The 26,060-nt window shown below is 57.4% G+C and carries 25 protein-coding genes and 1 pseudogene; 17 read left to right on the top strand and 9 right to left on the bottom strand.

Annotated elements, in window-relative coordinates; all coding sequences use genetic code 11:
• The first annotated feature begins 73 nt into the window (after positions 1-73).
• Positions 74-964, top strand: coding sequence for a PoNe immunity protein domain-containing protein (locus CLU80_RS29550; RefSeq protein WP_256573862.1), 891 nt, complete (start codon positions 74-76; stop codon positions 962-964).
• Between the two features lie 69 nt (positions 965-1,033).
• On the opposite strand, the gene CLU80_RS29555 is transcribed toward CLU80_RS29550, so the two are convergent.
• A complete protein-coding gene (locus CLU80_RS29555; protein WP_093431206.1) occupies positions 1,034-1,330 on the bottom strand; it encodes a hypothetical protein in 297 nt (98 codons plus the stop codon).
• 496 nt (positions 1,331-1,826) lie between these two features.
• On the opposite strand from CLU80_RS29555, the gene CLU80_RS29565 reads away from it, so the two are divergent.
• Both CLU80_RS29565 and CLU80_RS29570 read left to right on the top strand, forming a co-directional pair.
• Positions 1,827-2,096, top strand: a complete 270-nt coding sequence (locus CLU80_RS29565) for a DUF2790 domain-containing protein (RefSeq protein ID WP_099759259.1) — start codon at positions 1,827-1,829, stop codon at positions 2,094-2,096.
• Positions 2,097-2,185: 89 nt separating this feature from the next.
• Positions 2,186-2,584 carry a hypothetical protein gene (locus CLU80_RS29570; protein ID WP_095050875.1) on the top strand — a complete coding sequence of 133 codons (399 nt, stop codon included), beginning with the start codon at positions 2,186-2,188 and terminating at the stop codon, positions 2,582-2,584.
• Here CLU80_RS29570 and CLU80_RS29575 read toward each other — a convergent pair.
• The gene (locus CLU80_RS29575) at positions 2,581-2,850 is read right to left on the bottom strand and encodes a DUF1652 domain-containing protein (RefSeq protein WP_007912157.1); all 270 of its coding nucleotides are present in this window, start codon (positions 2,848-2,850) and stop codon (positions 2,581-2,583) included. The two genes, CLU80_RS29570 and CLU80_RS29575, sit on opposite strands and share 4 nt — an antisense overlap.
• A 367-nt stretch (positions 2,851-3,217) precedes the next feature.
• On the opposite strand from CLU80_RS29575, the gene eco reads away from it, so the two are divergent.
• On the top strand, positions 3,218-3,703 hold the full coding sequence (gene eco, locus CLU80_RS29580; protein WP_099759260.1) for a serine protease inhibitor ecotin: 486 nt from the start codon (positions 3,218-3,220) through the stop codon (positions 3,701-3,703).
• 21 nt (positions 3,704-3,724) lie between these two features.
• On the top strand, positions 3,725-4,030 hold the full coding sequence (locus CLU80_RS29585) for an NIPSNAP family protein (protein ID WP_064362707.1): 306 nt from the start codon (positions 3,725-3,727) through the stop codon (positions 4,028-4,030).
• A 24-nt stretch (positions 4,031-4,054) separates the two neighbouring features.
• Here the strand turns inward: CLU80_RS29585 and ilvA are convergent.
• Positions 4,055-5,050: pseudogene (gene ilvA, locus CLU80_RS29590) on the bottom strand (threonine ammonia-lyase, biosynthetic); the annotation flags it as partial.
• A 249-nt stretch (positions 5,051-5,299) separates the two neighbouring features.
• Between ilvA and CLU80_RS29595 the strand changes: the two are divergent.
• Entirely contained in the window at positions 5,300-5,638 is a 339-nt protein-coding gene (locus tag CLU80_RS29595) for a DUF2834 domain-containing protein (RefSeq protein ID WP_099759262.1), read from the top strand.
• A gap of 120 nt (positions 5,639-5,758) precedes the next feature.
• On the opposite strand, the gene CLU80_RS29600 is transcribed toward CLU80_RS29595, so the two are convergent.
• A complete protein-coding gene (locus tag CLU80_RS29600; protein WP_099759263.1) occupies positions 5,759-6,532 on the bottom strand; it encodes a class I SAM-dependent methyltransferase in 774 nt (257 codons plus the stop codon).
• A 159-nt stretch (positions 6,533-6,691) separates the two neighbouring features.
• Between CLU80_RS29600 and CLU80_RS29605 the strand changes: the two genes are divergently transcribed.
• The 4 genes from CLU80_RS29605 (at position 6,692) to pncA (ending at position 9,206) form a co-directional block, all read left to right on the top strand.
• Positions 6,692-7,225 carry a tetratricopeptide repeat protein gene (locus tag CLU80_RS29605; protein WP_099759264.1) on the top strand — a complete coding sequence of 178 codons (534 nt, stop codon included), beginning with the start codon at positions 6,692-6,694 and terminating at the stop codon, positions 7,223-7,225.
• A gap of 90 nt (positions 7,226-7,315) precedes the next feature.
• Complete coding sequence (locus CLU80_RS29610; protein ID WP_256573860.1) at positions 7,316-7,774, top strand: sigma-70 family RNA polymerase sigma factor; 459 nt, start codon at positions 7,316-7,318, stop codon at positions 7,772-7,774.
• Complete coding sequence (locus CLU80_RS29615; protein WP_099759265.1) at positions 7,771-8,532, top strand: anti-sigma factor; 762 nt, start codon at positions 7,771-7,773, stop codon at positions 8,530-8,532. Before CLU80_RS29610 ends, CLU80_RS29615 begins: the two co-directional genes overlap by 4 nt.
• A gap of 47 nt (positions 8,533-8,579) precedes the next feature.
• The gene (pncA, locus tag CLU80_RS29620; RefSeq protein WP_099759266.1) at positions 8,580-9,206 is read left to right on the top strand and encodes a bifunctional nicotinamidase/pyrazinamidase; all 627 of its coding nucleotides are present in this window, start codon (positions 8,580-8,582) and stop codon (positions 9,204-9,206) included.
• A gap of 127 nt (positions 9,207-9,333) precedes the next feature.
• Here the strand turns inward: pncA and CLU80_RS29625 are convergent, their stop codons facing one another.
• Together CLU80_RS29625 and CLU80_RS29630 are read right to left on the bottom strand one after the other, a co-directional pair.
• Positions 9,334-10,635 (bottom strand): ATP-binding protein, encoded by a 1,302-nt coding sequence (locus CLU80_RS29625; protein WP_093431171.1) that lies wholly within the window; start codon positions 10,633-10,635, stop codon positions 9,334-9,336.
• A 4-nt stretch (positions 10,636-10,639) separates the two neighbouring features.
• The gene (locus CLU80_RS29630) at positions 10,640-11,341 is read right to left on the bottom strand and encodes a response regulator (RefSeq protein WP_007912171.1); all 702 of its coding nucleotides are present in this window, start codon (positions 11,339-11,341) and stop codon (positions 10,640-10,642) included.
• Positions 11,342-11,616: 275 nt separating this feature from the next.
• On the opposite strand from CLU80_RS29630, the gene CLU80_RS29635 reads away from it, so the two are divergent.
• The 4 genes from CLU80_RS29635 to CLU80_RS29650 all read left to right on the top strand — a co-directional run bounded on the left by CLU80_RS29635 (position 11,617) and on the right by CLU80_RS29650 (position 17,413).
• Complete coding sequence (locus CLU80_RS29635) at positions 11,617-12,774, top strand: efflux RND transporter periplasmic adaptor subunit (RefSeq protein WP_099759267.1); 1,158 nt, start codon at positions 11,617-11,619, stop codon at positions 12,772-12,774.
• Positions 12,775-12,789: 15 nt separating this feature from the next.
• On the top strand, positions 12,790-15,888 hold the full coding sequence (locus tag CLU80_RS29640; RefSeq protein ID WP_099759268.1) for a multidrug efflux RND transporter permease subunit: 3,099 nt from the start codon (positions 12,790-12,792) through the stop codon (positions 15,886-15,888).
• A gap of 182 nt (positions 15,889-16,070) precedes the next feature.
• Positions 16,071-16,712 (top strand): DUF1345 domain-containing protein, encoded by a 642-nt coding sequence (locus CLU80_RS29645; protein WP_016984456.1) that lies wholly within the window; start codon positions 16,071-16,073, stop codon positions 16,710-16,712.
• 197 nt (positions 16,713-16,909) lie between these two features.
• Positions 16,910-17,413, top strand: coding sequence for a hypothetical protein (locus tag CLU80_RS29650; protein ID WP_093431160.1), 504 nt, complete (start codon positions 16,910-16,912; stop codon positions 17,411-17,413).
• A 67-nt stretch (positions 17,414-17,480) separates the two neighbouring features.
• On the opposite strand, the gene CLU80_RS29655 is transcribed toward CLU80_RS29650, so the two are convergent.
• The 3 genes from CLU80_RS29655 to CLU80_RS29665 form a co-directional block, all read right to left on the bottom strand.
• On the bottom strand, positions 17,481-19,727 hold the full coding sequence (locus CLU80_RS29655) for an autotransporter outer membrane beta-barrel domain-containing protein (RefSeq protein WP_099759435.1): 2,247 nt from the start codon (positions 19,725-19,727) through the stop codon (positions 17,481-17,483).
• A gap of 216 nt (positions 19,728-19,943) precedes the next feature.
• Entirely contained in the window at positions 19,944-21,941 is a 1,998-nt protein-coding gene (locus CLU80_RS29660; RefSeq protein ID WP_099759269.1) for a hypothetical protein, read from the bottom strand.
• Positions 21,942-22,031: 90 nt separating this feature from the next.
• Entirely contained in the window at positions 22,032-22,871 is an 840-nt protein-coding gene (locus CLU80_RS29665; protein ID WP_286079806.1) for a hypothetical protein, read from the bottom strand.
• A gap of 165 nt (positions 22,872-23,036) precedes the next feature.
• Here CLU80_RS29665 and CLU80_RS29670 point away from each other — a divergent pair, with 165 nt between their 5' ends.
• From CLU80_RS29670 to CLU80_RS29680, 3 genes are all read left to right on the top strand, one after another.
• The gene (locus CLU80_RS29670) at positions 23,037-24,065 is read left to right on the top strand and encodes a LacI family DNA-binding transcriptional regulator (RefSeq protein WP_099759271.1); all 1,029 of its coding nucleotides are present in this window, start codon (positions 23,037-23,039) and stop codon (positions 24,063-24,065) included.
• A 151-nt stretch (positions 24,066-24,216) separates the two neighbouring features.
• Entirely contained in the window at positions 24,217-24,999 is a 783-nt protein-coding gene (locus CLU80_RS29675; protein ID WP_099759272.1) for a sugar phosphate isomerase/epimerase family protein, read from the top strand.
• Positions 24,992-26,017: a sugar kinase gene (locus CLU80_RS29680; RefSeq protein WP_099759273.1), complete on the top strand. Its 1,026-nt coding sequence runs from the start codon at positions 24,992-24,994 to the stop codon at positions 26,015-26,017. Before CLU80_RS29675 ends, CLU80_RS29680 begins: the two co-directional genes overlap by 8 nt.
• Positions 26,018-26,060: the final 43 nt, after the last annotated feature.

A 26,060-nucleotide genomic window follows, 5' to 3' on the forward strand; every position in this document is an offset into this window, starting at 1 on the left:
GGGTGAGATCTTGCCTAACATCACCGACTCTCGCCGGGGCGACACACTCTGGCATTGGTCAGGGGAGTCGAGTATGCAAGAAGCCAACGGCCCACCAACAACGTTCAACCTTCGTAGCGGATATCTCAAAAAGACTTTTCAGTTCTCGATCTTGAGCAGGTTTATGGAAAAGGAAGATCCCCTAGTGCGTAAACGCCAAGCGTTTCTCACTGACTCGTACTATCGAAAATCCATCCGACTCTATGATGAAACCGAGTCCCGCTGGGTGGGCGAGACCATGCAGGCGGATAGCGCTGCTGAAGAGCAGGCGTTGCGCACTACTTATTTCAAAGATGCCGCGTTCAACGCTTGGTTGGTCAGTTACACGGCAGGCGAACCGATAGCCTCTTTGGTTCCGCGACTGGAGAAGCTCGTAGATCGCTATGAAATCAATCAGCAAGCGCTTGCTCTGAACGATGTACCCAACGTTTCGCCTTTGGCAATCGATGATTGGCCGGAGCAGTACGAAGAATGCGTCCAAGTCATGAGTTTGTGCATCCTGCTGCATCGCATCGATTTACTGGCCAGGTTCTCCGCCCTGATTGATCGAGCCGGCTACGCAGGCGAGGACACGTTATATGAGGATCTGCTGCGCAAGTGCTTGCCCGGGCGAGCTGACCTTGATGAGTGGTATCACGATTTGTACACGCCGCTGATTCGGGCGATTTACGCGGAGAGCGCTGAAGAGTCCAGCGAGCTACTTGAGCAATACTGTGACGGTTGGTACCAAGGCTTCGAAGATTTACAAACTAACTGGCATGACAGTCATCTCGACATTGAAGACCATGACGGCAATTACGTTGGTTATTGGGCTTTCGAGGCTGCTGCCATCGCGTTTTTATACGGTATAGACGACAGCAAAATCGATCACATGATCTACCCCAAGGATCTGGTCGAATACGCTCGCAGCCAGCAATCGCAATGAGCTTGTGCATCCCCCACCCACCCTCTCAGCCTGCCCTCTTTCGACGGCAGGCTTTTTTGAGGGGTGAACTCAGGCAGGCGCTTTCCAGTTCAACATCTGCTGCTGCGCCACCTGCAGCAAATCATTGCCATCCTGCGTCAGCAGGTAAAGCGCATGGGTGATGTGTGGAATGTCTTGCACGTCGGCGTGCTTGAAGCACAGGCAATGCAGGGTTTCGAGCAGGTCGGCGGCGGCGCGGATGCGCTGGACGGCGGCTTCGAGGATGTCTTTCGGGTTGGCTTGGGTGTCGATGAGCAGTGTCGGGGTTTCGGTGACGTTGCTTGTGAGGGGGAGGTAGCGGTTTTGTAGCAGTTTGATTATCGGCATAGGTGATTACTCAATTGGGTCGAAAGTAACCGCCAGCACTGTGACCAAACAGTGGGAGGCGGACTGTGTGCAGGCTTGGTCAACCGAGAACAACCCCAACTCAGCTCGCCCGAAGGCGTCCTGCACACAGCCGCCACAGCTATGCACCGCACGGACACAGATGTCCGCAGCGCAAATGATGGCACATCTGCAATAAGGGAAGTTATCAGGTGACCAAACCCGAACCACTGATTTTGCAGCGGCAACCGACAATAACCGCCCCGCTCCAGCCGCCGAAAGCAGACAAGGCACCAGCCTTTGTAGGAATTCGCCAAACCTTCCTGAGAAAACCGCCGCACTCCCTGACAGCCGGCGTTCAGCTCGGTTAACCATCCCTTAACGCCGTGGTCAAAAACTCTACTGAACCGCACGCCCTCAGCCATTCTGGCTGTTGCCCAGTGCGGCAGGTTCGGGTGCATCACGCCGAACTCTAGTACCGCCACTCGGGAGTCCTTTCATGAACATTCGTCCTTTATTGCTCACTGCCGCCCTCGCCTGCACCGCGTTTACCGGGCTGGCCCAGGCCAACGACACTTCCGCCACGTCCAAAGCCGTGCCGTATGAGTACGGCATGCCGCTGCAGGTGGCCAAAGTAGTGTCGTTGACCGAGCCACCAACGCAACTGTGCAAAGTGGTTACGGCCGATATGAAGTACATCGACAACGCCGGTAAGCCTGAGGAAATCAGCTATCGGAAATTGTCTGACGCGTGCAACTTCCAGAACTGACAGAAACGTCTGATTTGCGGGTTTGCGGTAGGCGTGGGGAGTTTCGGCGGTTATGCTCGGAGCCCTCCTCACTGCCGCAAGGATTCGCCATGCAGTTGTCGTTTCGCACGTTGTCGGGCTTCACGTGTTCGTTGTGTTTTTTGCTGGCGCTGGCCTGGGGCGTTTTCCCGCAGAGCCTGCTGGCGATCTGGAGCATCGAGTATTCCGACGCTGCAGGGTTTGTCGCGCGGCGCAGTGCGGTGCTGTTTGCGGCGTTGGGGGTGATGTTTTATCTGGTGCGCAACGCGCCGCCGTCGCTGGGGCGCAATGCGCTGAGCAACGGGTTTATCGTCGGTTGTTTTGGTTTGGCGGTGCTGGGTTTTGCGGAATGGCTGAACGGTCATGCCGGCCCCGGGATTTTGCTCGCGGTGCTGGTCGAGTTCGCGCTGGGCCTTGGTTTTGTGCAGGCCCGGCGCGTGACGGTCGAACTGGGTGAAACGGTGCGTTAAACGACTCTGGAGCGTGGGCTGTAGTGATGTTGCACAGTTTGCTGGTTCAGATCCGAGCGCAGCCCGGCGATCAGTTCGTTGATTTCACGACAGCCATTGAGGTGGCTGGCGTCGATGCCACTGACCAACAGATCGACTTGATCGGTCTGGTGATCGCCGAAAACCTTGACGGTCATCGACAAGTCCGGCGACAGCGTGCACTGGCAGCGTTTCGGCAGAAAACTGCTTTCAATGATATTGCGTAGTTCCAAGGCAGACAGAAACATGGCGAAACCCTCTCCTTACTGTGAGATGCCAATCAAGTATTCACGCTGACCGTTGCTGCCCCTGCACGGGTGTGTCCCCGCTGTTTCCCTGGTGCGACAAGCGGTGGTACTGCGAAATGCCCATTGGAGTGTAGGCGCCCAAGGCCGGTGCGCCGCACTGAAAAGACGCATAAAGCGTGCCTTTCATCGGTTCATTTTCACCCTCATGAAATCAAGCACTTGGCGGCGGCGCCAGTATTTGGCTACTTGCAATTTGCAAGAATGGCCTCGGCGGGTACTGCAATTTGCAACTCGACGCTGGTTTGCAATCACGGCCCATGACGGTAAGAATGCCCGTAATCCACCCTACACCCGCACGGAGGCTTCCATGGGTTCTTTCCGCGTTTACGCGACCACCGGGCTGATCATCGCCAGCCTGTCCACCCTCGCCCACGCCGCCAAGCTTGAAGACGTCGCGCCGTACCCAAAAGCTGAAGCAGGGTTTACCCGCCAGGTCATTCACTTGCCCAAGCAGGAGCAGGAAGAAAACTTCCAGGTGGAAATCCTCGCCGGCAAAACCCTTGAAGTGGATTGCAACCGTCAGCGTTTGGGCGGTGTTCTCGATGAGAAGAATCTTGAAGGCTGGGGTTATCCGTTCTATCGGCTGGAAAAAGTCATTGGGCCGATGAGCACGATGATGGCCTGCCCACCCGGCAGCCAGAAGAAACGCGCCTTCGTGCCGGTCGTTGGTGACGGCTTCATGCTGCGGTACAACAGCAAGTTGCCGGTCGTGATGTATGCGCCGTCCGATGTCGAAGTGCGTTATCGCATCTGGTCGGCGTCGGACAAAGTCGGTACAGCCCTGCAGGAATAACCCGAACAAGGAGTGCGTCGTTTGATTACCTGCCACGTCCGATATGTCATTGATCCATACCAATTGCCTGAGTTCGAAGCCTACGCCAAGGCCTGGCTCGGCATCGTCGAGCGCTTGGGCGGCACCCATCATGGCTACTTCCTGCCGTCCGAGGGCGCGAGCAACATCGCTTATTGCCTGTTCAGTTTTCCGTCACTGGCGGATTACGAAAGCTATCGGCACATCGCGATGACCGACCCGGAGAGCACCGCACTGGTGGCCAGCCTGGTCGAGAAGAAGTTCATCGTCAGCTACGAGCGCAGCTTCCTGCGCCCCTTGCTGCCGTAAGCCTCATCATGCCGAGACGCCGCACATCGCGGCGCGCTCGGCAACGTGGCGCAGGCTGTCGAAGTTGATATTGGCGCCCGAGTCGATCGCTACAAATGTCTGCTCGCGCACCCCGGTTCGCGCTACGTATTGCTTGATCCCCGCAACGGCCAGGGCGCCGGAAGGTTCGGTGATCGAGCGGGTATCGTCGTAGATATTCTTGATCGCCGCGCAGAGATCGTCGTTGCTGACGGTGATCACTTCATCGACGCAGAAACGGCAAACCTCAAAGCCGAACGCGCCAATCTGCGCTACCGCCACGCCATCGGCGAAGGTGCCAACATTCGGCAGCACGACGCGCTGATCGGCTTCGAGCGCGGCCTTCAGGCACGCTGAGTGTTCGGATTCGACGCCGATGATGCGCACTTCCGGGCGCAGGTATTTGACGTAGGCCGCGATGCCCGCGATCAGACCGCCACCACCTACCGGGATAAAAATCGCATCCAGCGAACCTTGATGCTGACGAAGGATTTCCATCGCCACGGTGCCCTGCCCGGCGATCACCTCCGGGTCATCGAACGGTGACACGAAGGTGCGTCCGCTCTGTTCTGCCAGTTGCAGCGCATGCGCCAGGGCGAACGGGAAACTCTCGCCGTGGAGCAACGCTTCAGCGCCACGACTGCGCACACCCAGCACTTTCAATTCTGGCGTCGTCGCCGGCATGACGATAGTCGCCGCGATACCCAGCTCGCGCGCTGCCAACGCCACACCTTGCGCGTGATTGCCGGCCGATGCGGTGATCACCCCGCGCGCCTTTTGCTCCTCGGTGAGTTGCACCAGTTTGTTGTAGGCGCCACGGATCTTGAAGGAGAACGTCGGTTGCAGGTCTTCACGCTTGAGCAGAATCCGGTTGCCCAGCGCCTCAGACAACGCCGGCGCCGCTTGCAAAGGCGTGCGCACCGCGAGGTCGTACACCGGCGCGGCGAGGATCTTTTTCACGTAGTGCTCAAGCAGGGTTTGCTGATCGGGGCTGTGCGGCATGGTCGTCTCCTGACATTTTTCAAAACCCCGGAGACAGAAAGTAAAAACCCGCCTCTAGGGCGGGTTGGGTGCTGCAGTCGTGAGCTAGCCCGCCAAATGAGGAATGGCGGTAATAATCATTGGCTGGCAACGCGATACAGTCGAAGTCATGGGCTGGAAATTAGCCTGTGCGCTATTGGCGAGTCAATGGCCAATTTTGCGCGGCGGCGTTAGTCTGGCGACTCTCTCATCACACCACGGAAGGAATGCATGATGTCGATCGCCCTGCCCCTCACGGCTTTGCTCGCGTTTAGCGGTTACACCGTTTCGGTGATGCTCCAGGCTGAACAGTCGTTGATCGACTTCGGCATCAGCCTGATGTCGCGGCCCGACACCGCGCAGGTGGTGATTGATCTGTATCTGCTGGCCGCACTGGCGGGTATCTGGATGGTTAAGGATGCGCGGTCGCGTGGGCAGTCGCTCTGGTCGGTGGTGCCATATTTGTTGTTGACGGCGGTTTTCGTATCGATCGGGCCGTTGTTGTATCTGGTGGTGCGTGGGGTTCGCGAGCGGCGCAAGGCGGTGGAAAAGTGCAGCCAGATACTATGAACACCTGAAAACCCTGTAGGAGTGAGCCTGCTCGCGATAGCGGAGTGTCAGCCAAAGATGAGGTGACTGACAGTCCGGTATCGCGAGCAGGCTCACTCCTACACTGAAATGTCTTGGGATTCAGGCCTTTTTTACGGCGACGAACGCCGCCGTTTCATACGGCACTGTCACCACATCCCTGCCACGCAGTTCCGGCTCTGTGGCGATTAACGCACGAATCTGTTCATCGATTTTCGCCCGTTGCGCCTCCGGCAGCGCGGCGATGAAACTGGTGGAGCGCACCCGATTGAGAATCACGTCTTCTGGCGAGCCGGTATGGCCATGGTGAAACCGCTCGACCTGCAAAGGCGCGAATGCCGGGTGCGGAAACGCTTTGCGCCAGGCACCTGTGTAATAGCGCGGCGTGTCCCCTTCCAGTGCGTTGACGATGGCGTCCAGTTTCGGCACCCAACTGACGTCGACGTCACGCAGGTTCCAGATCAGCCCCAACTTGCCTCCGGACTTGAGTACTCGAGCGATTTCGGTCAGCGCCTCTGCACTGGCGAACCAGTGAAACGCTTGCGCGCAAATCACTGCATCGACTGAAGCGTCCGGCAACGGCAGATCGGTCGCCGTGCCGCTCACGGCCAGCACATCAGGCCAGGCGTCAGACAGCTTTTCCAGCATCTGCGGCACCGGTTCAACCGCGATCACTTGCGCGCCGGTCGCCACCAAGCGTCCGGTGAACTTGCCGGTGCCGGCACCCAGATCAATCACCGTTTTATGCCCATCCAGGCCCAGCGTCGCGGCCAACCACTCACTGACCTGCGGCGGATAGTCCGGCCGACCTTTCACATAGGTGTCGGCAGCGCTTTTGTAACCGACAGCGGCTGAATGATGGACGTGATCGGTCATGGCAACTCTCCTTACGGCAAAACATCGGATCGACGGCAGACGCTCCCGAGCATAGCGCTTGAATTTACGCTTACCTTGAACAGTCACTGATAAAGCAATGAATAAAAATTCACCCTGTGGTGTTCAAAGTGAACCATAACTTTCTGTGGAGCCTTGCCCATGACTATCCGTTCCGTTATGTTCGCCGCCCCGTTGTTACTGGTCGCGGCGATGTCCAGCCAATTGGCCCTGGCCAATGGTGATGAAGAAGCGCCGGTGCAGAAACCGGAATGCCCGAAAGGCCAGGTCTGGGACAGCAAAACCCAGAAGTGTGTGATGCAAGTCAGCAAAGCACTTTCGGATGCCGACCGTACCGATTATGCCTATCGCCTCGCCAAGGTCGGTCGCTACGAAGAGGCCCTGGCGTTGCTCGACACGCTGAAGCAACCGCACACCGCCAAGGCTCTCAACTATCGCGGCTACGCCACACGCAAACTGGGGCGCACTGACGAGGGCATCGGTTATTACCTGCAATCGGTGAAACTCGATCCGCAGTACGCGCAAGTGCGCGAATACCTCGGCGAGGCCTATGTGATCAAAGGCCGCGTTGACCTGGCGCAGGAGCAGTTGCAGCAGATCCAATCGATTTGCGGCACGTCGTGCGAGGAATATCAGGACCTGGCCGAAGCCATCAACGACTCATCGAAAACCTGAGCACTTATAAGGGCCGCCATCATCTTCAACGATCAGGCATTCAGAGCAGAACTCGGGCAGCACCTGGCGCGACTGTGGCGCTACGGTCTACTGCTGTCGCGCAATCGGCATGTGGCCGAGGATCTGGTGCAAGCCACCTGTGTGCGAGCGCTGGAGCGCGCCAATCAGTACATCGCCGGCACGCGCATGGATCGCTGGTTGCTGAGCATTCTGCATTCGATCTGGCTCAATGAAGTGCGCGCTCGGCGCGTGCGTCAGGGTGCGGGCCAGGTCGATGCCGATGGCCAACTGGCGTTTGATGGTGAGTACGCCGCGCAGACGCATGTGATGGCCGCGCAAGTGATCCGCCGCGTCGATGCGCTGCCCGAGACCCAGCGCGAAACGGTCTACCTCGCCTATGTCGAAGGCTTGTCCTACCGCGAAGTCGCTGAAATCCTGCAAGTGCCGATCGGCACGGTCATGAGCCGTCTGGCCACCGCCCGCCTCAAACTCGCCGAATACCCACCGCTGCAGACCGTGCCGAAATCCACCGAAGGAGACCGATCATGAACCCACCTTCGGATGAGCAACTGGTCGCCTACCTCGACGGCGAACTCGACGGCGACTATCGCCATCAACTCGACAACGCCATTGCCGAAGACTCACTGCTGAGTCTGCGCGTGCAATGGCTCAGCCGCAGCAACCTGCCGTACAAGAACGCCTATGACGAGCTGGCGCAACAGGCCCCGCTGGAGCGTCTGCAAGCGCGGCTGGACGCCATTCCAGCGCCGCAGCCTCCGGGCTTCAATCGCCGCTGGTTTATCGGTGGCGCCGCCGCTGCGCTGTTGGCCGGTGGCGTGTTGGCCGACCGGTTATTCCTCGGCTGGCACGCCGCGCAATCGAACAACTGGCGGGCATTGGTGGGCGATTACATGGCGCTGTATGTGCCGCAAACGCTCGATCACCTGCCCACCGACGAAGCCTCCCAACGCGCGCAACTGCGCACCGTCGATGCGCGCCTGGGCCTGAACCTTGCGCCAGCCACTTTGAAGCTGCCTGATGCCGAATTCAAACGGGCGCAGATGCTGGAGTACGACGGCGTACCGATTGCGCAGATCGTTTATCTGGATGCGAAACATGGGCCATTGGCGCTGTGTGTGACCCGCTCGAACAGCGGCAGTCAGCCGTTGGCCCATGAGCGTCGGCGAGAGATGAACGTGGTGTATTGGACTGAACGTGAACACGCCTGGATGCTGATCGGACACGACGCCCCGATGGCGCTGGAAGACAAGGCAAAACTGTTAAAAAGCCGCTTAATCACTAGCTAGTTCCTGCACTATGCTCAGCGCGTATTTTTTCCGAGGATGCCTCCACGATGCCAGATTCATCCCGCTCTGCCTTACTGGTGATCGACGTTCAAAACGACTTCACCCCCGGCGGTCAATTAGCGGTCCCCGAAGGAGACCTGATTGTGCCGCTGATCAACCGGCTCGCCCGCCAGTTCACCCAGGTTGTCGTCGCACAGGACTGGCACCCGACCGGTCACGCCTCATTCGCGTCCAGTCATCCCGGGCACCAGCCCTACGATGTCATCCAATTGCCTTATGGCGAGCAGACGCTCTGGCCCGACCATTGTGTGCAATCGACACCGGGGGCCGAGTTTCACCGGGAACTTGACCTGCCTCACGCCCAACTGATCATTCGCAAGGGCTGCAATCCGGATATCGACAGCTATTCAGCCTTTCTGGAAGCCGATCGCCGCACCACCACGGGGCTGTCCGGTTACCTGAAAGAGCGCGGGATCGATACGGTTTACATGGTGGGGCTGGCACTGGATTTCTGCGTGATGTTTTCGGCGCTGGATGCGCGGGCGGCGGGGTTCAATACTTATGTGGTGCTGGATGCGTGCCGGGCGATCGATCTGAATGGATCACTGGCGGCAGCGATTGAGCGGATGCGAAGTGCCGGGGTCGGGTTGATTCAATCCACAGAGCTGGTCTGAACAACGCAATTCCCTGTAGGAGCGAGCCTGCTCGCGAAGGCGGTATGTCAGCCAGGTATGCGTTGACTGACCCGACGCCTTCGCGAGCAGGCTCGCTCCCACAGGTAGATTTTCAGCGTCACGCAGCTCAGGCGTTATTGGGCAACCACAGCCGGAAACGTGCCCCGCCCAACGGTGAAGACTCAACGGTCAACGTGCCGCCCTGTGCCTCCAGCGCGCGACGGCTGATCGCCAGACCAAGACCAAACCCACCCGTAGCCCGATCCCGACTGCGATCAAGTCGATAGAACGGCTCGAAAATCCGCTCTCGCTCATCATCGGGAATACCGATGCCGTCATCATCGACCCAGATCTCACAGCCCTCGGCATTGACCTGCACGCCAATCTGAATGCGTTTCTCGCAATAGCGCATGGCATTGCGCAGCAGGTTCTGGATCGCCCGCGCGGTCAGGCGTGGATCGAGCGAAAAACGCTCCAACTGACCGTGCAGCAATACATCAATAACGATCTCCGGCGACTCCAGCTCTTCATCGACACTGCCCAGAATGCTGTCGATGAACTCATCCAGCGACACCTCGACCTGCTCCGGCAGTTGCGCCGGGTTCTGCAAACGGCTGTAAGAAAGCAACTCCAGCACCAACTCATCCAGCTCGCGAATGTGCGCGACCAGTCCCAGCAAGCGCTCGCGGCTGGCGCTCGGCAAGTCATCGGACAGGGCTAAAGCCAGGCCGAAATCCAGGCGCGTCAGTGGCGTACGCAGTTCATGGGACACGGCGTTGAGCAGGTCACGTTGCTGATTGAGCAGGTTTTCGATATCGCCCGCCATGGTGTCGAAAACATTGGCGAGGCTGCCGATGTTGGAGCTCGGGGCGATTTTTGTGCGCTCGCTCAAGTGACCTTTACCGAAGCGTTCGGCAGTGCCTTTGAGGCGTTCCAGATCACGCCAGTGCGGGCGCAGCCACATCAACAGGCAGGCGAGTAGACTCGCGCCGATCAGCACGTTGATGCTCCAGTACAACAGATTGACGTCCAGCGGATCCGGCGGCACGACCATTTGCACGGCGGTGGTGTCGTCCAGCGGCGTCACCGCCAGCGTGCGCCAGCCCCAGTCGCCAATGCGAACGACGTTTTCACCACGGCGCAGGCGTTGCTGCTCGATAGCGGTGAACCCGGCATCGTCGATCCGCGCGAGGACGATGTGCAGCGGCTGAAAATCCTTGTCCATCGACGCCGCCAGCGCCGGCCACTGCTCCTGCGGCACGGCGTGAAACTGACGGGTAATCAGCGATTGCAGACCGCGCGAATAATCGAGGTTGTAAGTGACGAAGCGATCCCGGAACGCCATGACCACCAGATCCGGCACCAGATAGATCGCCGCGCTGTAGGAGACGATCGTCACCAGATACAGGCGAAACAGGATGCGAAACATCAGCTCAGCATTCCCACTCTGAGCGGCTGAACAGATAGCCCTTGCCCCACACGGTCTTGATCTTGCGCGCCTCGCCGGCGTGGTCGTCGAATTTGCGGCGCAGCTTGGAAATCGCCACGTCCACCGAGCGATCGGTGCCGTTGAATTCGATCCCGCGCAGACGCTGCAGGATCTGGTCGCGGCTCAACACTTCGCCGGCATGGCGAGCCAGCACCACGAGCAAGTTGTATTCGCCGCTGGACAGCTCGACCGGCTGATCGCGCCACGTCACGGTGCGCTCAGACAGGTCGATGCACAGATTGCCCATGAGAATGCGGTCATTGGCGGTCAGCGGTTCGCCGAGGCTGCTGCGGCGCAACAAGGTGCGCACCCGTGCCAGCAACACGCGCGGCTCGCACGGTTTGGTGACGTAATCGTCGGCGCCCATTTCCAGGCCCAGCACTTGATCGTGACTGTCATCGCGAGCCGTCAGCATCAGGATCGGCAGCGTCGCCGAATCGGCGCGCAATAAACGGCAGACTTGCAGTCCATCAAGGCCGGGCAGCATCAGGTCGAGGATCACCAGATCCGGCGGATTGACCCGCGCCCGTTCACGCACGTGGTCGCCACGGCCGATCACACTGACGGAATAACCGTTGCGTTCCAGGTAGCTGGAAATCAGTTCGGCGAGGGCGGTGTCGTCTTCGACCAGGAGGATGTTGGGCATGGGTGATCCAGATATTGCTGTGGTGGATGTCAGACCGCTTTCGCGAGCAAGCTCGCTCCCACAGTGGTTTTGCACTGTTCACAAAACCCATGTGGGAGCGAGCTTGCTCGCGAAAGCGGTTTAACCGTCACAAAAGAATTCAAGACCTGAAGGATATACGCCCTCGCCCATCCCTGAGCAAAACCCTTACACAATTTCACACAGCGCCTACAAAGCTTCACCGCTAATCTCGGCGTCTGCCCGTAGGATGCGGACATCAATATTGGGGGTTGTACATGTCGAAGAAACTGCTGGCCGGACTCGGCCTGATCGCGATGGCGCTGACACTGAGCGCCTGTGATTCATCCTCGAAAGCCGAGGATCAGGCATCACCGGCCACGGTGCGCATCGAGACGCTCGAAGCGCATCCCCTGACGATCAGCAGCGAACTCAGCGGCCGCATCGCCGCGCCACGCATCGCCGAAGTGCGCGCACGGGTGGCCGGTGTGGTCTTGCAACGCACCTTCCGCGAAGGCAGCGACGTGAAAAAAGGCGATGTGCTGTTCCGCATTGACCCGGCGCCGTTCAAGGCTGACCTCGACAGCGCCGAAGCTGCGCTGCGCAAGGCAGAAGCCAATGCCTTTCAAGCGAAACTGCAAGAGCAACGCTACGCCCAGTTGATCGATGACAAAGCCATCAGCGCTCAGGACTACGACAACGCCCGCGCCAATGCCCGGCAAACCGCCGCTGACGTTGCGGCCAACAAGGCTGCCGTCGAGCGGGCGAAACTCAATCTGGGTTATGCCACCGTCACCGCGCCGATTTCCGGTCGCGTCGGCCGTGCGCTGGTCACCGAAGGCGCACTGGTCGGGCAGAACGAAACCACGCCGTTGGCACTGATTCAGCAGCTCAACCCGATTCACGCCGACCTCACCCAGTCGACCCGTGAACTCAACGAGTTGCGCCGCGCGTTCCGTTCCGGGCAACTGCAGGAAGTCGGCCAGGATCAGGTCAAAGCCACGCTGATTCAGGATGACGGCAGCCTGTATCCGCTGCCAGGCAAATTGCTCTTCAGCGACATCACCGTCGACCCGGGCACGGGTCAGATCATCCTGCGCAGCGAATTCCCCAACCCGGATCTCGACTTGCTACCGGGCAGTTTCATCCGCGTGCGTCTGGAGCAGGCCACCATCCAGAACGGCATTACCGTGCCGCAGCGTGCCGTGCAGCGTGACAGCGCCGGCATTGCTCAGGTGCTGACCGTCGATGAGCAGATGCGCGTCGCTGAGCAACCGGTGCAACTGGGTGCGGTGCAGAACAATCGCTGGATCGTCACCGGCGGCCTCAAGCCCGGCGACCGCATCGTCATCGAAGGCCTGCAACACGCCCGCCCCGGCGAAACCGTGCAGATCGACGACACCCCTCTTCCACTTGCCCAGACCTCTGGTCAGTAAGCAGGACGCTTTTCTATGCCGCAGTTCTTTATCGACCGCCCTGTGTTTGCCTGGGTCGTCGCGCTGTTCATCCTGTTGGCCGGTGCGCTGGCCATCCCGCAGTTGCCGGTGGCGCAATACCCCGACGTCGCCCCGCCGCAAATCGAAATCTACGCCGTGTATCCCGGCGCCTCGGCACAGACCGTCGATGAAAGTGTGGTCAGCCTGATCGAGGAAGAGCTTAACGGCGCAGATCACTTGCTGTACTTCGAATCGCAAAGCAGCCTCGGCAGTGCGACGATCAAAGCCACGTTCCAGCCGGGCACCAACCCGGAGCTGGCGCAAGTCGACGTGCAAAACCGCCTCAAGGTGGTCGAGTCGCGTCTGCCGCAAGCGGTGACTCAGCAGGGTTTGCAGGTTGAAAAAGTCTCGTCCGGTTTTCTCTTGCTGATCACCCTGACCTCCAGCGACGGCAAGCTCGATGACGTAGCGCTCAGCGATTATCTGGCGCGTAACGTGATGAACGAGATCAAGCGTCTGGAGGGCGTCGGCAAGGCGCAGTTGTATGGCGCCGAACGGGCCATGCGCATCTGGATCGATCCGCAGAAGCTGATCGCGTTCAACCTGACGCCGGCCGATGTCAACGCCGCCATCGTCGCGCAGAACGCTCAGGTGTCCGCCGGCAGCATCGGCGATTTGCCCAATCCGTCCAGCCAGGAAATTACTGCGACGATTCTGGTGAAAGGTCAGTTGTCGACACCGCAAGAGTTCGCCGACATTGTGCTCAAGGCCAATCGCGACGGCTCCACCGTGCGCATCGGTGACGTCGCGCGGGTCGAGATCGGCAGCCAGGAATACCAGTTCGGGACGCGTCTCAACGGCAAACCGTCGACCGCTGTCGGCGTGCAACTGTCGCCGGGCGCCAACGCGCTGAACACCGCGACCCTGGTGCGGGCGAAGATGGATGAGCTGTCGCGCTACTTCCCGGCGGGCGTGGAATACAAGATTCCGTACGACACTTCGCCGTTCGTCAAAGTCTCGATCACCAAAGTGATTTACACCTTGGGCGAAGCGATGCTGCTGGTGTTTGCGGTGATGTTCCTGTTCCTGCAGAACGTGCGCTACACGTTGATCCCGACGCTGGTGGTGCCGGTGGCGCTGATGGGCACGTTCGCGACCATGCTCGCGCTGGGCTTCTCGATCAACGTGCTGACCATGTTCGGCATGGTCCTGGCCATCGGTATTCTGGTGGACGACGCCATCGTCGTGGTGGAGAACGTCGAGCGGATCATGGCCACCGAAGGCCTGTCGCCCAAGGAAGCCACACGCAAAGCGATGACGCAGATCACCGGCGCGATCATCGGCATCACGCTGGTGCTGGTCGCGGTGTTTATTCCAATGGCGTTCATGCAAGGCTCGGTCGGGGTGATTTACCAGCAGTTCTCGCTGTCGATGGCGACGTCGATTCTGTTCTCGGCGTTCCTCGCCCTGACCCTGACGCCGGCATTGTGCGCGACGCTGCTCAAGCCGATTGCCAAGGGCGAACACCACGAAAAATCCGGGTTCTTCGGCTGGTTCAACCGCCGCTTCGAGCGCCTGACTGATCGCTATCAGGGCTGGGTCGGCTATGCGCTGAAACGCAGCGGCCGTTACCTGCTGATCTACGCTGTGCTGCTGGTTGGACTGGGCCTGTGCTTCGCGCGTCTGCCCTCCTCGTTCCTGCCGGTGGAAGATCAGGGCTACACCATCACGGATATTCAACTGCCGCCCGGCGCTACCAAGAACCGCACGGTGGCCGTGGCTGAACAGCTTGAGGCACATAACGCCAGCGAGCCGGGGATCAGTGACACGGTGGTGATTCTCGGTTTCAGCTTCTCCGGTAGCGGCCAGAACGCAGCTTTGGCGTTCTCGACGCTGAAGGACTGGTCGCAGCGCAGCAGTGATGATGCCGCCAGCTCGATTGCCGATCGCGCCAATATCGCACTGACTGAAATCAAGGACGCCATGGCGTTCTCGGTGCTGCCACCGCCCGTGGATGGCCTCGGCACATCGAGCGGTTTCGAGTTCCGTTTGCAGGATCGCGGCGGCCTCGGCCATGCGAGCTTGATGCAAGCGCGCACCGAACTGCTCGCAGCCGCCGAGAAAAGCCCGGTACTGATGAATGTGCGTGAAAGCGCGCTGGCCGAAGCGCCGCAAGTGCAATTGGTGGTCGACCGCAAGCAGGCCAATGCCCTTGGCGTCTCGTTCGCCGATATCGGCAATGTGCTGTCGACTGCCGTCGGCTCCAGCTACATCAACGATTTCCCCAATCAGGGGCGCATGCAGCGTGTTGTCGTGCAGGCCGAAGGTGATCAACGCAGCCAGGTCGCCGATCTGTTGAAAATGCATGTACGTAACAACACCGGGCACATGGTGCCGCTGTCTGCGTTCGTGCAGGCCAACTGGATTCAAGGCCCGGCACAGTTGACCCGTTACAACGGCTATCCGGCGATTGCGATTTCCGGCGAACCGTCGCCGGGGCACAGCACGGGTGAGGCCATGGCGGAGATTGAACGTCTGGTGGCGCAGGGGCCGAAAGGTCTGGGCCAGGAATGGACAGGGCTGTCGTTGCAGGAACGCTTGTCCGGCAACCAGGCGCCGATCCTGCTTGGGCTGTCGTTGCTGGTGGTGTTCCTGTGTCTGGCGGCGCTGTACGAGAGCTGGTCGATTCCGACCTCGGTGTTGCTGGTAGTGCCGCTGGGCGTGCTCGGCGCGGTGCTGGCGGTGACATTGCGCGGCATGCCCAACGATGTGTTCTTCAAGGTTGGTCTGATCACCATCATCGGTCTGTCGGCGAAGAACGCGATCCTGATCATCGAGTTTGCCAAGAGCTTGTACGACGAAGGTCACGATCTGATTGATGCGACGTTGCAGGCTGCTCGCTTGCGCTTGCGGCCGATCGTGATGACGTCGCTCGCGTTCATTCTCGGCGTGGTGCCATTGGCCATTGCCACGGGTGCCAGTTCGGCGAGTCAGCAAGCGATCGGTACAGGAGTGATCGGCGGGATGATTACCGCGACGCTGGCGGTGATCTTCGTGCCGGTCTTCTTCGTCGTCGTCATGAAGCTCGTACAACGCTTCACCAAACCCCACTGATACCAATTGTGGGAGCGAGCTTGCTCGCGAAAGCGTCGGTACATTCAACGTCGATGTTGACTGACCGGACGCCTTCGCGAGCAGGCTCGCTCCCACAGAGATTCTGCAAACATCCAGCACTGTGGTCACACCGGCCATCGCTGGGCTAAGGTGTCTGAACTACCCTGGCCCATCGAGTCCCCATGCGCTTCCTCGCCCGCACCCACCCTCGCCTGTCTGCCGCCGCCCTCTTCGGCCTCGCCACTGGTCTGTTGGCCCCCGCCGATTCCATCGTCAGCAAAATCCTCATCGGCTGGAACGCCGGTGTCTGGACTTACCTGATCCTGATGTTCTGGCTGACCGTGCGTGCCAAGGCGCCGGACGTCAAACGTATCGCTGAGGTCGAAGACGAAAACGCCGGGCTGGTGTTGTTTGTGGTGTGCATCGCCGCGCTGGCCAGTCTGGCGACCATTACCTTCGAACTGGCGGGCAGCAAGGATCTGGAAACCACGCGCAAACTCATGCATTACGGTTTCACCGCGCTGACAGTGATCGGCTCGTGGCTGCTGATCGGGGTGATTTTCTGCGTGCACTACGCGAGGTTGTATTACACCTGGGATGGCAAGGAGCCGGCGCTGCGCTTTGCCGAAGGGCTGACCACGCCTAACTATTGGGACTTCTTGTACTTCTCGTTCACCATCGGCGTAGCGGTGCAGACAGCCGATGTCGGCGTGGCGACTCGGGATATACGGAAAATCGTGCTGGCGCAGTCGTTGATCGGATTTGTTTTCAACACAGCAATCCTGGGGTTTTCGATCAATATTGCAGCAGGGTTGTTTGGATGAATGGCTAATACGGAAGGCTATCTTCGAAACGCACATTGGACTGACAGGCGTTTTGATAAAGCTTCACACTAAACCTGGTTTGTAAACTGTCAGGTCTTACAGGTTACAAAGTTGTTGACTTGGCATTAGATAAGCTGATCCCGCCAGTTTATTCCTGAAGGCGAGATATCACTTGTCATGACAGCGGAGACTGAATAATGAACGCACTTGCAAAGGTCGCATCATCTACGTTTCAAGGAAAATGCCACGGTTTAGTAAACGGAATAGAACCCTTCGATGCTGGGTTGGTTGAGATGTTCGATGCCATCTATCCACCGCCGCACGGTGAAGCTCATGTCATGCTCGCAACGCAAAGGACGCCTGCACCTGATTACACGACCAAAGAACTGAAAATCTCATTTTCAAAAGGGAAGCCGGACGCTACATATGGTCTCTTTCCGGATGCCTACACGGTGCGGGTACTTTTTGTCGATAACAGCGATCCCGAGAAACCCGTCGTTTACTCGCAGTATCAGGGACAGGCACGAGTGGCGTTCGACGCCCAGAGCCATACTTTTTCCGGACAAATCAGCGTAACTCTCGAAAACATGGACGAAGATACGCGCAGGACTATTGATGTAAAAGTTGATTTCGAAGCCTATCAACGCGTACCTGCCAAAAAAATCCATCGTCGCCCATCTGCCAAGGTTGTGGGTTGCTGATTTAGTTGCTTGTAGTCAATAAAAAAAGGAAGCCAAGGCTTCCTTTTTATTGACTACCAACGTTACGTTAGAACGAATAACGAAGCCCCAGGGTTAGCCCCGCCGGTTGGCGGAAATTTTTGCCATCACTGTATTCATAATCTGCATGCATTTGCAGCTTGTCTGTCATTGACACGGACATCCCTGCGCCGAGCAACGACCGCGCACCGGAAAGATCGTTCTTGAACACGTTATTGTTGACCTGAACTTCATTGTTTTTGGCGAACTCGTAAGCTCCCCCCACACGCAGGTAGGGCTGCACCCCAATATCGTTGTTCAATGAGTAGTTCCGGCCTACTGTAATTCCTGCCTCACCCAGTAGCGAGCGCGCGCGATCACCTTCGGCATGCAAATCGTTATCAAGAGAAAAATCCTTGCCCTGAATAACCACGGCAGACCATTTTGTGAACGGCTCTATGAAATAACCGTCATCGAATTTGATATGCCGGCCGAACTCGATCGAACCACCTACTCCCGTATTGTCGTAGCCACCCTTGGCGCGCTCCCCGTCGCTCAGACCGACCTTCGCATCATTGCGAAAACGGTTCGCTTTGATAACCCCGTCGAGATAGTAACCACTCGCGGCATCCAGCCAGGTGACATAGGTGCCGAGATAATAGCTGTCGACTTTACCTGAGGTGCCCGCATCGAGATTGAGATCGGATTGACTATGGCCACCCATGATTCCCAATAACCATTGTCCATCACCGATCGGCAACTGTGTGTCCGCCCCAAGCGTGAAACCGTATTGGGTCTGTTCGTAACCGACACCGGATCCATCGGCAATTTGATACTTGTTGCCATAGGTGCGTCCCCACGTGCCCGCCTTGCCACCGTTCAATCGCAATTCGCCCATTCGAGTACGCAAAGAGGTCAGCTCTCCGTACCAGGCTGGCAACGGCGTATTGAACAATGCGAGCACCGAACGAGCTCCAGGGCTGATAACCCGTGTTTCCGGATCCAGAATCCAGTCATTACCACTTTTGGCCAAACCGTAGGAATAAGCGCCCTGATCGACATTACGGGGAAGCGTAAAAACCGCATCGCCCCCAGCGGTTTTGACGACCGTAACCGGTTGACCTGCCGGCAGTTCCGTACCACTACTTTCGATCAGCAACTGGTGCGAACCACTGGCGGTTCCAGTGACATTCAACAGGTCCGTGCGCCCCGTCGCCAGATCAGTGGCCATGATGAACTTGCCACTCCCGGACAATTCGGCCACGTTCAGTTGGTAGAACGCATTGTTGTCACCAAACTTGATCGAGCCACCATTAAGCACCAGTTTTTCAACCTGACTATTGTCAACCAACACCCATTGGGACGTATCACTTATGGTCGCACTGCTGACGTTCTCCAGACGCCCGGTGAGAACGGAGTTGTTCTGCAGGGTCAACTCGGAATGGCTTCCGTTTTCAACAATGATGTTGCCATTCAACGTGCTCGCGTTGACCGTCATCAATGCAGTCGCGCCGCCTTTGACCTCTAACAACGTGTTATTGCCCGCTAACAAACGGGAGTTATTCAGCGTCAAAGTGGCCGTCTCCACAGCCACATTGCCGAAATCGACGACAATCGCCGACCCGGTTACGCCATGGACAGTGGTGTTATCAAGATCAAGCGTCGCAGGTGCAGTACCCGTGATATCCAGTTCGATCAATACGCCGTTCTGGTTGCCAGTGATCGTGCTGCTTCTGACGATCGCATCGGCACTCTGCAACCACATGCCATAACTGGTAGAGCCCGTTCCAACCAACGTGGAGTCCGCAATATTGATCAAGCTATGCGAGGTTGCGAATGCTCCAGCGTCAACACCAGTGATGGTGCTGTTACCCGTTATGTTCAGGATGGAACCGGCCTGAGCAGTAGAAAACCGCACGGCTGAGGCGCCAAACTCTTCACCACTGACGGTGCTGTTATTGACGTTACCCTGACTTGAAATTAGGAGCAGACCTGATTGTCCGTTTGTTCCCGTGACCGTCGCCCCATCGATGGAAAGAGTGGAACTATCGCTGACACTGATTTCCCTGGTACTACTGCCCGCGCTTATGTTGACCCTCGAGCTATCCGCGTTGATACCAAGAGTCTGTGCATTGTTGATATTCAGCGTTGCGTTTTGCGTCAGGAACCAGCTTTCGATGGCATCGCCGTTGTTGACAGTGGCAGTTCCCCCTACCAACGAACCCGCGGATACAAAGGAAGATGGCAACACAAGCGAGACACACAGCGCTGTCATCCTGGAAGGGGGGGAAATAAAGGACCTGAAAGGTATTTGCATACTGACAACCTGCCTCGAGAAAAGGATCGACTTCATTGACGAGATTTCAATGAAACCTCGCGCATCTGAAAGGTTCGCTAGGCTAAAGAGTAATTACGCGTTGTTATGTAGGACTTATCCCTAATGCGTAAGGAAAAATCGACGAAACCTCCATCCTATTGGGAAACGACTACGGCGGACACAAAAGCGCTGCTCGGTGCCCACCGTATTCATAGGTCAAGGAACCGGATTGGCTATCTCACAGTAATCGCCGTCGTTATCCAGCAAGAACACAAAATGGACAGCCGCATCAGACTCTGGGACAACACCGGTGATGGTATAGGTAAGTTTTCCGTAGCCATCGGAAACAGGTTTGAAATGGGTCATGTACGCACCAATATCCGTTTCAATACCTTCAGGAGGTACAGTTCCGCTAATAGCTATGTCTCTGGTAACTAAAGTTCCAGTAATAGGTCTCGTTGCACTTTCATCTTCATAGCCTTGCCACTTCAGTGTCACTGTCCGCCCATCGATCAGCGAAGCGCTAAACGGAATAATGACTTTGAGATTGCGACGATTAGTGCCATCACCCGGAAAGCTTGGGTCATCGACTGGCAGAAAATTAAGCGTCGGGCAGGAAATCTCATCAAAAATGAGACCTTGCACCAGTACTTTGGGCAAATCGATTTTGGTGATATTAACGACAACCGTTTCTTCATTTGAAAATACCGGATTAGCCCCCCCCACCGCCGTCAACCGCCACTTGATCTTCACATCCGCGATCTGTTTCTTTTCGATAACGGACCAGGGAACAGTAAACGGGCCGATTTCTTTACCCTCTTCACCCGGCTGCAATAACCAAGGTGGCGTCAACTCCTGATCGTCATAAAAGACCGTGACGCTCTGCGCTGACTCGGTAGGAGGCGCAGCATAGAGTTGAATGAAAATCTCGGCGTCTTCGCCGTGGTCATTATCATCAAGCTCATTATCTACACCTTGTGACGACACCAACCGAGGCAACTCAAGCAACGGATTGACTTCACTTGGTTCATCCGGATTCACAGGACCGGGGTAAGAAATATCCACGGAGATATCTGCTTTCTCTGTGGCGACGGGAGCACCCGAGCCGCGAAACATGTCATAACTGACGGTCGTAGGCACCGGCCCATCAGTTGAACCATAGGCAACCTTGATCACAGTGGTGTAATCCACAGGAAAAATCAGAGTTGTACTGGTGCCGACTCGTTGCTCTGGTAGTGAGATACCCTGCCACTCGGCTATGATGGTGTCAGACGGCGAGTTTGGCAATGGAACCGGTACTTCAATGGTTACACCCAGTTTGCAGTCAGCCACATCAATCAACGTATCCCCGTCAGTGCCATCTGCCAACGGTACAACAGGCGGCAACGGTACGGGTGGCGCCAAGCGTCGGACATTGCGCTGATTGGGTTTGGATTGCCTGCTAATGTTGCCTGCAAGATCTCTGACAATAAAAGTCAGCGTATTCAAACCTTCTGTCGATTTCTGAAAAATATCAACCGGGATCAGTATTTCACCCGAAGGGGGCAATGGAATGTCTTTCATGACGGGGGTTGCGTAAGCAGGGTCCGAAGGCACCCCCCAATAGACGTCACAAACGTCTGAGGGATTGGCATTGGCCGCAAGCGTCACGGTTACCTTAATGCCTGTAGGATTCGCGCCCAGATAGGCATCATCGATATCCTTGGTCGGTGGCAAGTCGGCGGGAAATGAAATGGCTGGCGGGGAAAAATCGGTCGCCGGTGTTTTGGTTTGATAAGGTTTGGTTCTATCGATGTGGTACTCAGTAATAATCGGAAGACTCGGGTTAACTCCGTTTGCATATAATATATAGATCAACTCCCACTCGGTGGGTGCTTCAGGCGTTGCAAGCTCCCTCAGCTCAGAGAGGGGAATAAATAATGGCAATGGCCATACACGGTCAGCGACAGCCCCCAAATCCAGCCTGGGAACGATTGGAATCAGGGTTGCAGTGCCTTTTACCCGCAAATCGACGGTCAGCCTATCCCGGGGGAATTGATCTGTAGGTTGGGGGATCTGGTATTCCAACGGAGCCGTAAGCGATGCAATCGGGATGCGCAAATCACCGCCAGGCAAATTCTGAGCCGGAATCTTTGCCGGATCTACAAGAATATTGCCAGCACTCGTTAGCGATATTTTCTGAGCCAATGTCGAACCTTCAACTTTCGCATTCATGTAATTGCTCCTTTTAAACATACGATTGCGCCACGCCAGGCTTTCAGCGTACATCGGCACTCATTTTCACAGCACTATGTACCACCCGTTTCAAGGACTGCAGGGTAAGTCTTCTCCCGTAACGACCCGATCTATCCTTACCAGTCCTTTTTTTGATGTACCAATCAACTTTAAACCCTGGTAGATGGAGTACGTCGTAATCGCCGATGCCTTATTGATCATGGGTTCAATATGCGGAACAAAGGGTTCAACAACGACAGAAAAACCTTTATCAATTTCTGCCTGAGTCAATGAACTCTTGATGATTTTCTTATAGGTCCGATCGATAGCCACGCCACTGCCATTTGGACTCAGATAACCAATCCACTCGACTTCGCATCTATCTCCACTTTGCACAAACGCGGGAAGAGGTGGTACTTTTATCTCTATACCTGTCCAGATCGGAGGCTTTGTTTTACAGTTAAGATATCCATGTAAATTCGCCTTCGGATACGTTACCGCCTTTAAATCCCTCACGACCGGCAGGTGATCGATAGTTAGCTTGCGAGGCAGAGAATTTGACGGATTTTGAACGTAGTTACGGGTTTGATAGAAGACTTCAACTACACCATCCGTCGTTAAATACTCAGGACCAATCGGAATCACAAACTCACGCTCGGTGATCGGCGTGGTGTAAGTTTGGCTCCAATCAAATTCAATGACTGTTCCCCGTCTCATCCGCACAATAAGCGTGTCTTGCCTTCCATCTGGTGATTGCACCGGCCAAATCGGAACAACCACTTCTATTCCTGTAATCAACAACTCCAGCGGGATATGCCCGTCAGAATCATCATCTGCAACTCCGACTACTTTTGGCGGGTTGTACAGCAGGATTTCACTAGGCGGCATGACCATCTCCACAGGCGAACTTTCAAAGCGTTCCTGCAACAAATTAGGCGCTTGCTTTAACTTCTTGCCTACTGTCAGATCTGACAGGTAATTCGACCGTTCATCGGAATCTCCCCCTGCGCTCGGAGGTTTATTACTTGACGCTTTCCGGCAAATACTGTTTTCTGAAACCGGTTTCAGTACCACCCAATAACAAAAAGGTCCGCAATGAACGACTTCTCCGCCGCCCAGCGCAGCCGCGTGACCATGCTTGATGTCGCCGAACGCGCTGGCGTATCCAAAGCCAGCGTCTCGCGCTTCATCGGCGATGATCGCGTCCTGCTCTCGGATGCAATCGCCCTGCGCATCGAACAGGCCATCAGCGAGCTCGGCTACCGCCCCAATCAGATGGCGCGCGGCCTGAAACGTGGACGCACGCGCCTGATCGGTATGCTCGTCGCCGATATCCGTAACCCTTATTCGATTGCCGTAATGCACGGGGTGGAAACCGCTTGCCGTGCGCACGGCTACAGCCTGGTGGTGTGCAACACCGACCGCGATGACGAGCAGGAACGCCAGCACCTGGCGCTGTTGCGTTCGTACAACATCGAAGGGCTGATCGTGAACACCCTTGGCCATCACCGTGACGAACTGCACGAGCTGCGCCGGGAGATGCCGCTGGTGCTGGTGGATCGCAAGGTCGACGGACTGGACAGCGACATGGTTGGGTTGAACAACCCGCAGGCTGTCGGCATGGCGCTTACGCATCTACAGCAACGTGGCTATCGGGATCTGGTGCTGGTGACTGAACCGTATGACGGCACCAGCTCGCGGATCGAGCGGGTCAGCAGTTTTCAGGCGCAGATCGCGCTGCATTCGAACCTGGCCGGGGCGGTGCTGGAAACCGGCGATGACCTGAACACGCAACTTCAAACCTTTTTAAACACTCCCGGCGACGGCCCGAAAGCATTGTTTTGCGCCAATGGTGTGGCGGCGCTTACTGCCACAACGGCATTGCGGGAGATGGGTGTGCGGTTGTTTGAGGATGTCGGGCTGATTGCCCTGGATGATCTGGATTGGTATCCGTTGGTGGGCAGCGGGATTACCGCGCTGGCTCAGCCGACGCAGGAGATAGGCGCGCGGGCGTTTGAGTGTTTGCTCAAGCGGTTGCGTGGGGATGATGAGGTGGCGCGGGTGGTGGATTTTGCGCCGGTGCTGGTTGAGCGTGGGTCAACCTTGGGGATTAGCGTTGTTTGAGCTGACGCTATCGCGAGCAGGCTCACTCCTACATTTGGAATGCGTTCCCCTGTAGGAGTGAGCCCGCTCGCGATAGCGCCCGAGAGAACAACACAGAAACACCTGATATTTTTTTGAACAAAAATGAAACCGGTTTCAGAGGTCAATAACAATGAATAAACCCGACGTTTCCATCAGCCTGTCCAGCTACGGCGCCGAGCTTGTGCGTCAGCGCGGGCAGGATGCTTTCATTGATGTTCTGGCTGCCGCCGGGGCCAATCGCATCGAATGGCGCGAAGAGCTGCTGACGCGCGAAGACCCGGCGCAACTGGCGCAGGCCACGCAGGCGCAGGGCTTGCTAAGCATCTATTCCTCACCGACCGAACTGTGGCTGGCCGGGCAGGCGCTGCCCAATCCCGAGTTGATCACCGCACTGCAACAAGCCGAAGCGTTCGGCTCGAAATGGCTGAAAGTCTCCCTCGGCTACTTCACCGACACCAACGATCTGCAAGCCCTGGCCGAACGCTTGAAGCTCAGCCCGGTGCAGTTGCTGGTGGAAAACGACCAGACTCTGCACGGCGGTCGGATTGAGCCATTTCAGCGCTTCTTCGCCGCCGTCGAGCAGCACAACCTGCCAATCAAGATGACCTTCGACATCGGCAACTGGCAGTGGCAGGACCAGTCCGCTGCCAGCGCCGCCCGCCTGCTCGGCCGGCATGTCGGTTATGTGCACTGCAAAGCCGTGGCCCGTCGCGCCGACGGAAAACTGGTGGCGGTGCCGCCGGCCGTCGGTGACCTGCATCTATGGGAACAACTGTTGCGGCACATGGCCCAAGGCGTTATGCGCGCCGCCGAATATCCGTTGCAGGGCGAGGATCTGGTGCAACTGACCTCCGAGCACGTCGCCGCCCTCGCCCGCCTCGGCCAATCGCGTCTGGAGCCTGCTCATGTCTGAGATCGATATTCTTTCGTTCGGCGAAACCATGGCGATGCTGGTCGCCGAGCAGACCGGTGATCTGGCGGCGGTCGAGCACTTTCACAAGCGTATCGCCGGGGCCGACAGCAATGTCGCGATCGGGCTGTCGCGCCTGGGTTTCAACGTCGCGTGGCTGAGCCGGGTCGGCAATGATTCGCTCGGGCGTTTTGTGGTCGAGACCTTGATCAAGGAGGGTCTGGATTGCAGTCACGTCGACGTCGACAAACAGCACCCGACCGGTTTCCAGTTCAAATCGCGCAATGACGATGGCTGCGACCCGCAGGTCGAGTATTTCCGGCGCGGTTCGGCGGCCAGTCATTTGTCGCCACAGTCGATCACGGCCAGTTTGCTGAGTGCTCGGCATCTGCATGCCACCGGCATTCCTCCAGCGCTCTCGGCCTCGGCGCGGGAGATGTCCTTTGAGCTGATGACACGCATGCGCAACGCCGGACGCAGCGTGTCGTTCGATCCCAATCTGCGCCCGAGCCTGTGGGCCAGCGAGGGCGAAATGATCCGCGAGATCAACCGCCTCGCCGCCCTCGCCCATTGGGTGCTGCCGGGGTTGAGCGAAGGTCGTTTGCTCACCGGTTTCGAAGACCCGGCGGACATTGCTGCGTTTTATCTTGATCAAGGTGCCGAAGCGGTGGCGATCAAGCTTGGCCCGCAAGGCGCTTATTACCGAACGCATCTGGCATCGGGATTTGTCTCCGGTGTGCCGGTGGCGCATGTCGTCGACACGGTCGGTGCCGGTGATGGTTTTGCGGTGGGGATGATCAGTGCCCTGCTTGAGCACCAGAGTTTTGCCGAGGCGGTGCAGCGTGCGAACTGGATTGGCAGTCGGGCGGTGCAGAGTCGCGGGGATATGGAGGGGTTGCCGACCCGCCAGGAGTTATCGGTTGAGTTTCAGGCCGACTTCGCGAGCAAGCTCGCTCCCACAGGTTTTGTGTACGCCACGGACACTGTGGGAGCGAGCTTGCTCGCGAAGAGGCCAGCCTAGTCAGCGCAAATAATTGAACCTGCTGCGACAAAAACAACAAGCT

The sequence above is a fragment of the Pseudomonas sp. 29 genome, from assembly GCF_002754355.1.
In the GTDB taxonomy this organism is placed as follows: domain Bacteria; phylum Pseudomonadota; class Gammaproteobacteria; order Pseudomonadales; family Pseudomonadaceae; genus Aquipseudomonas; species Aquipseudomonas neuropathica.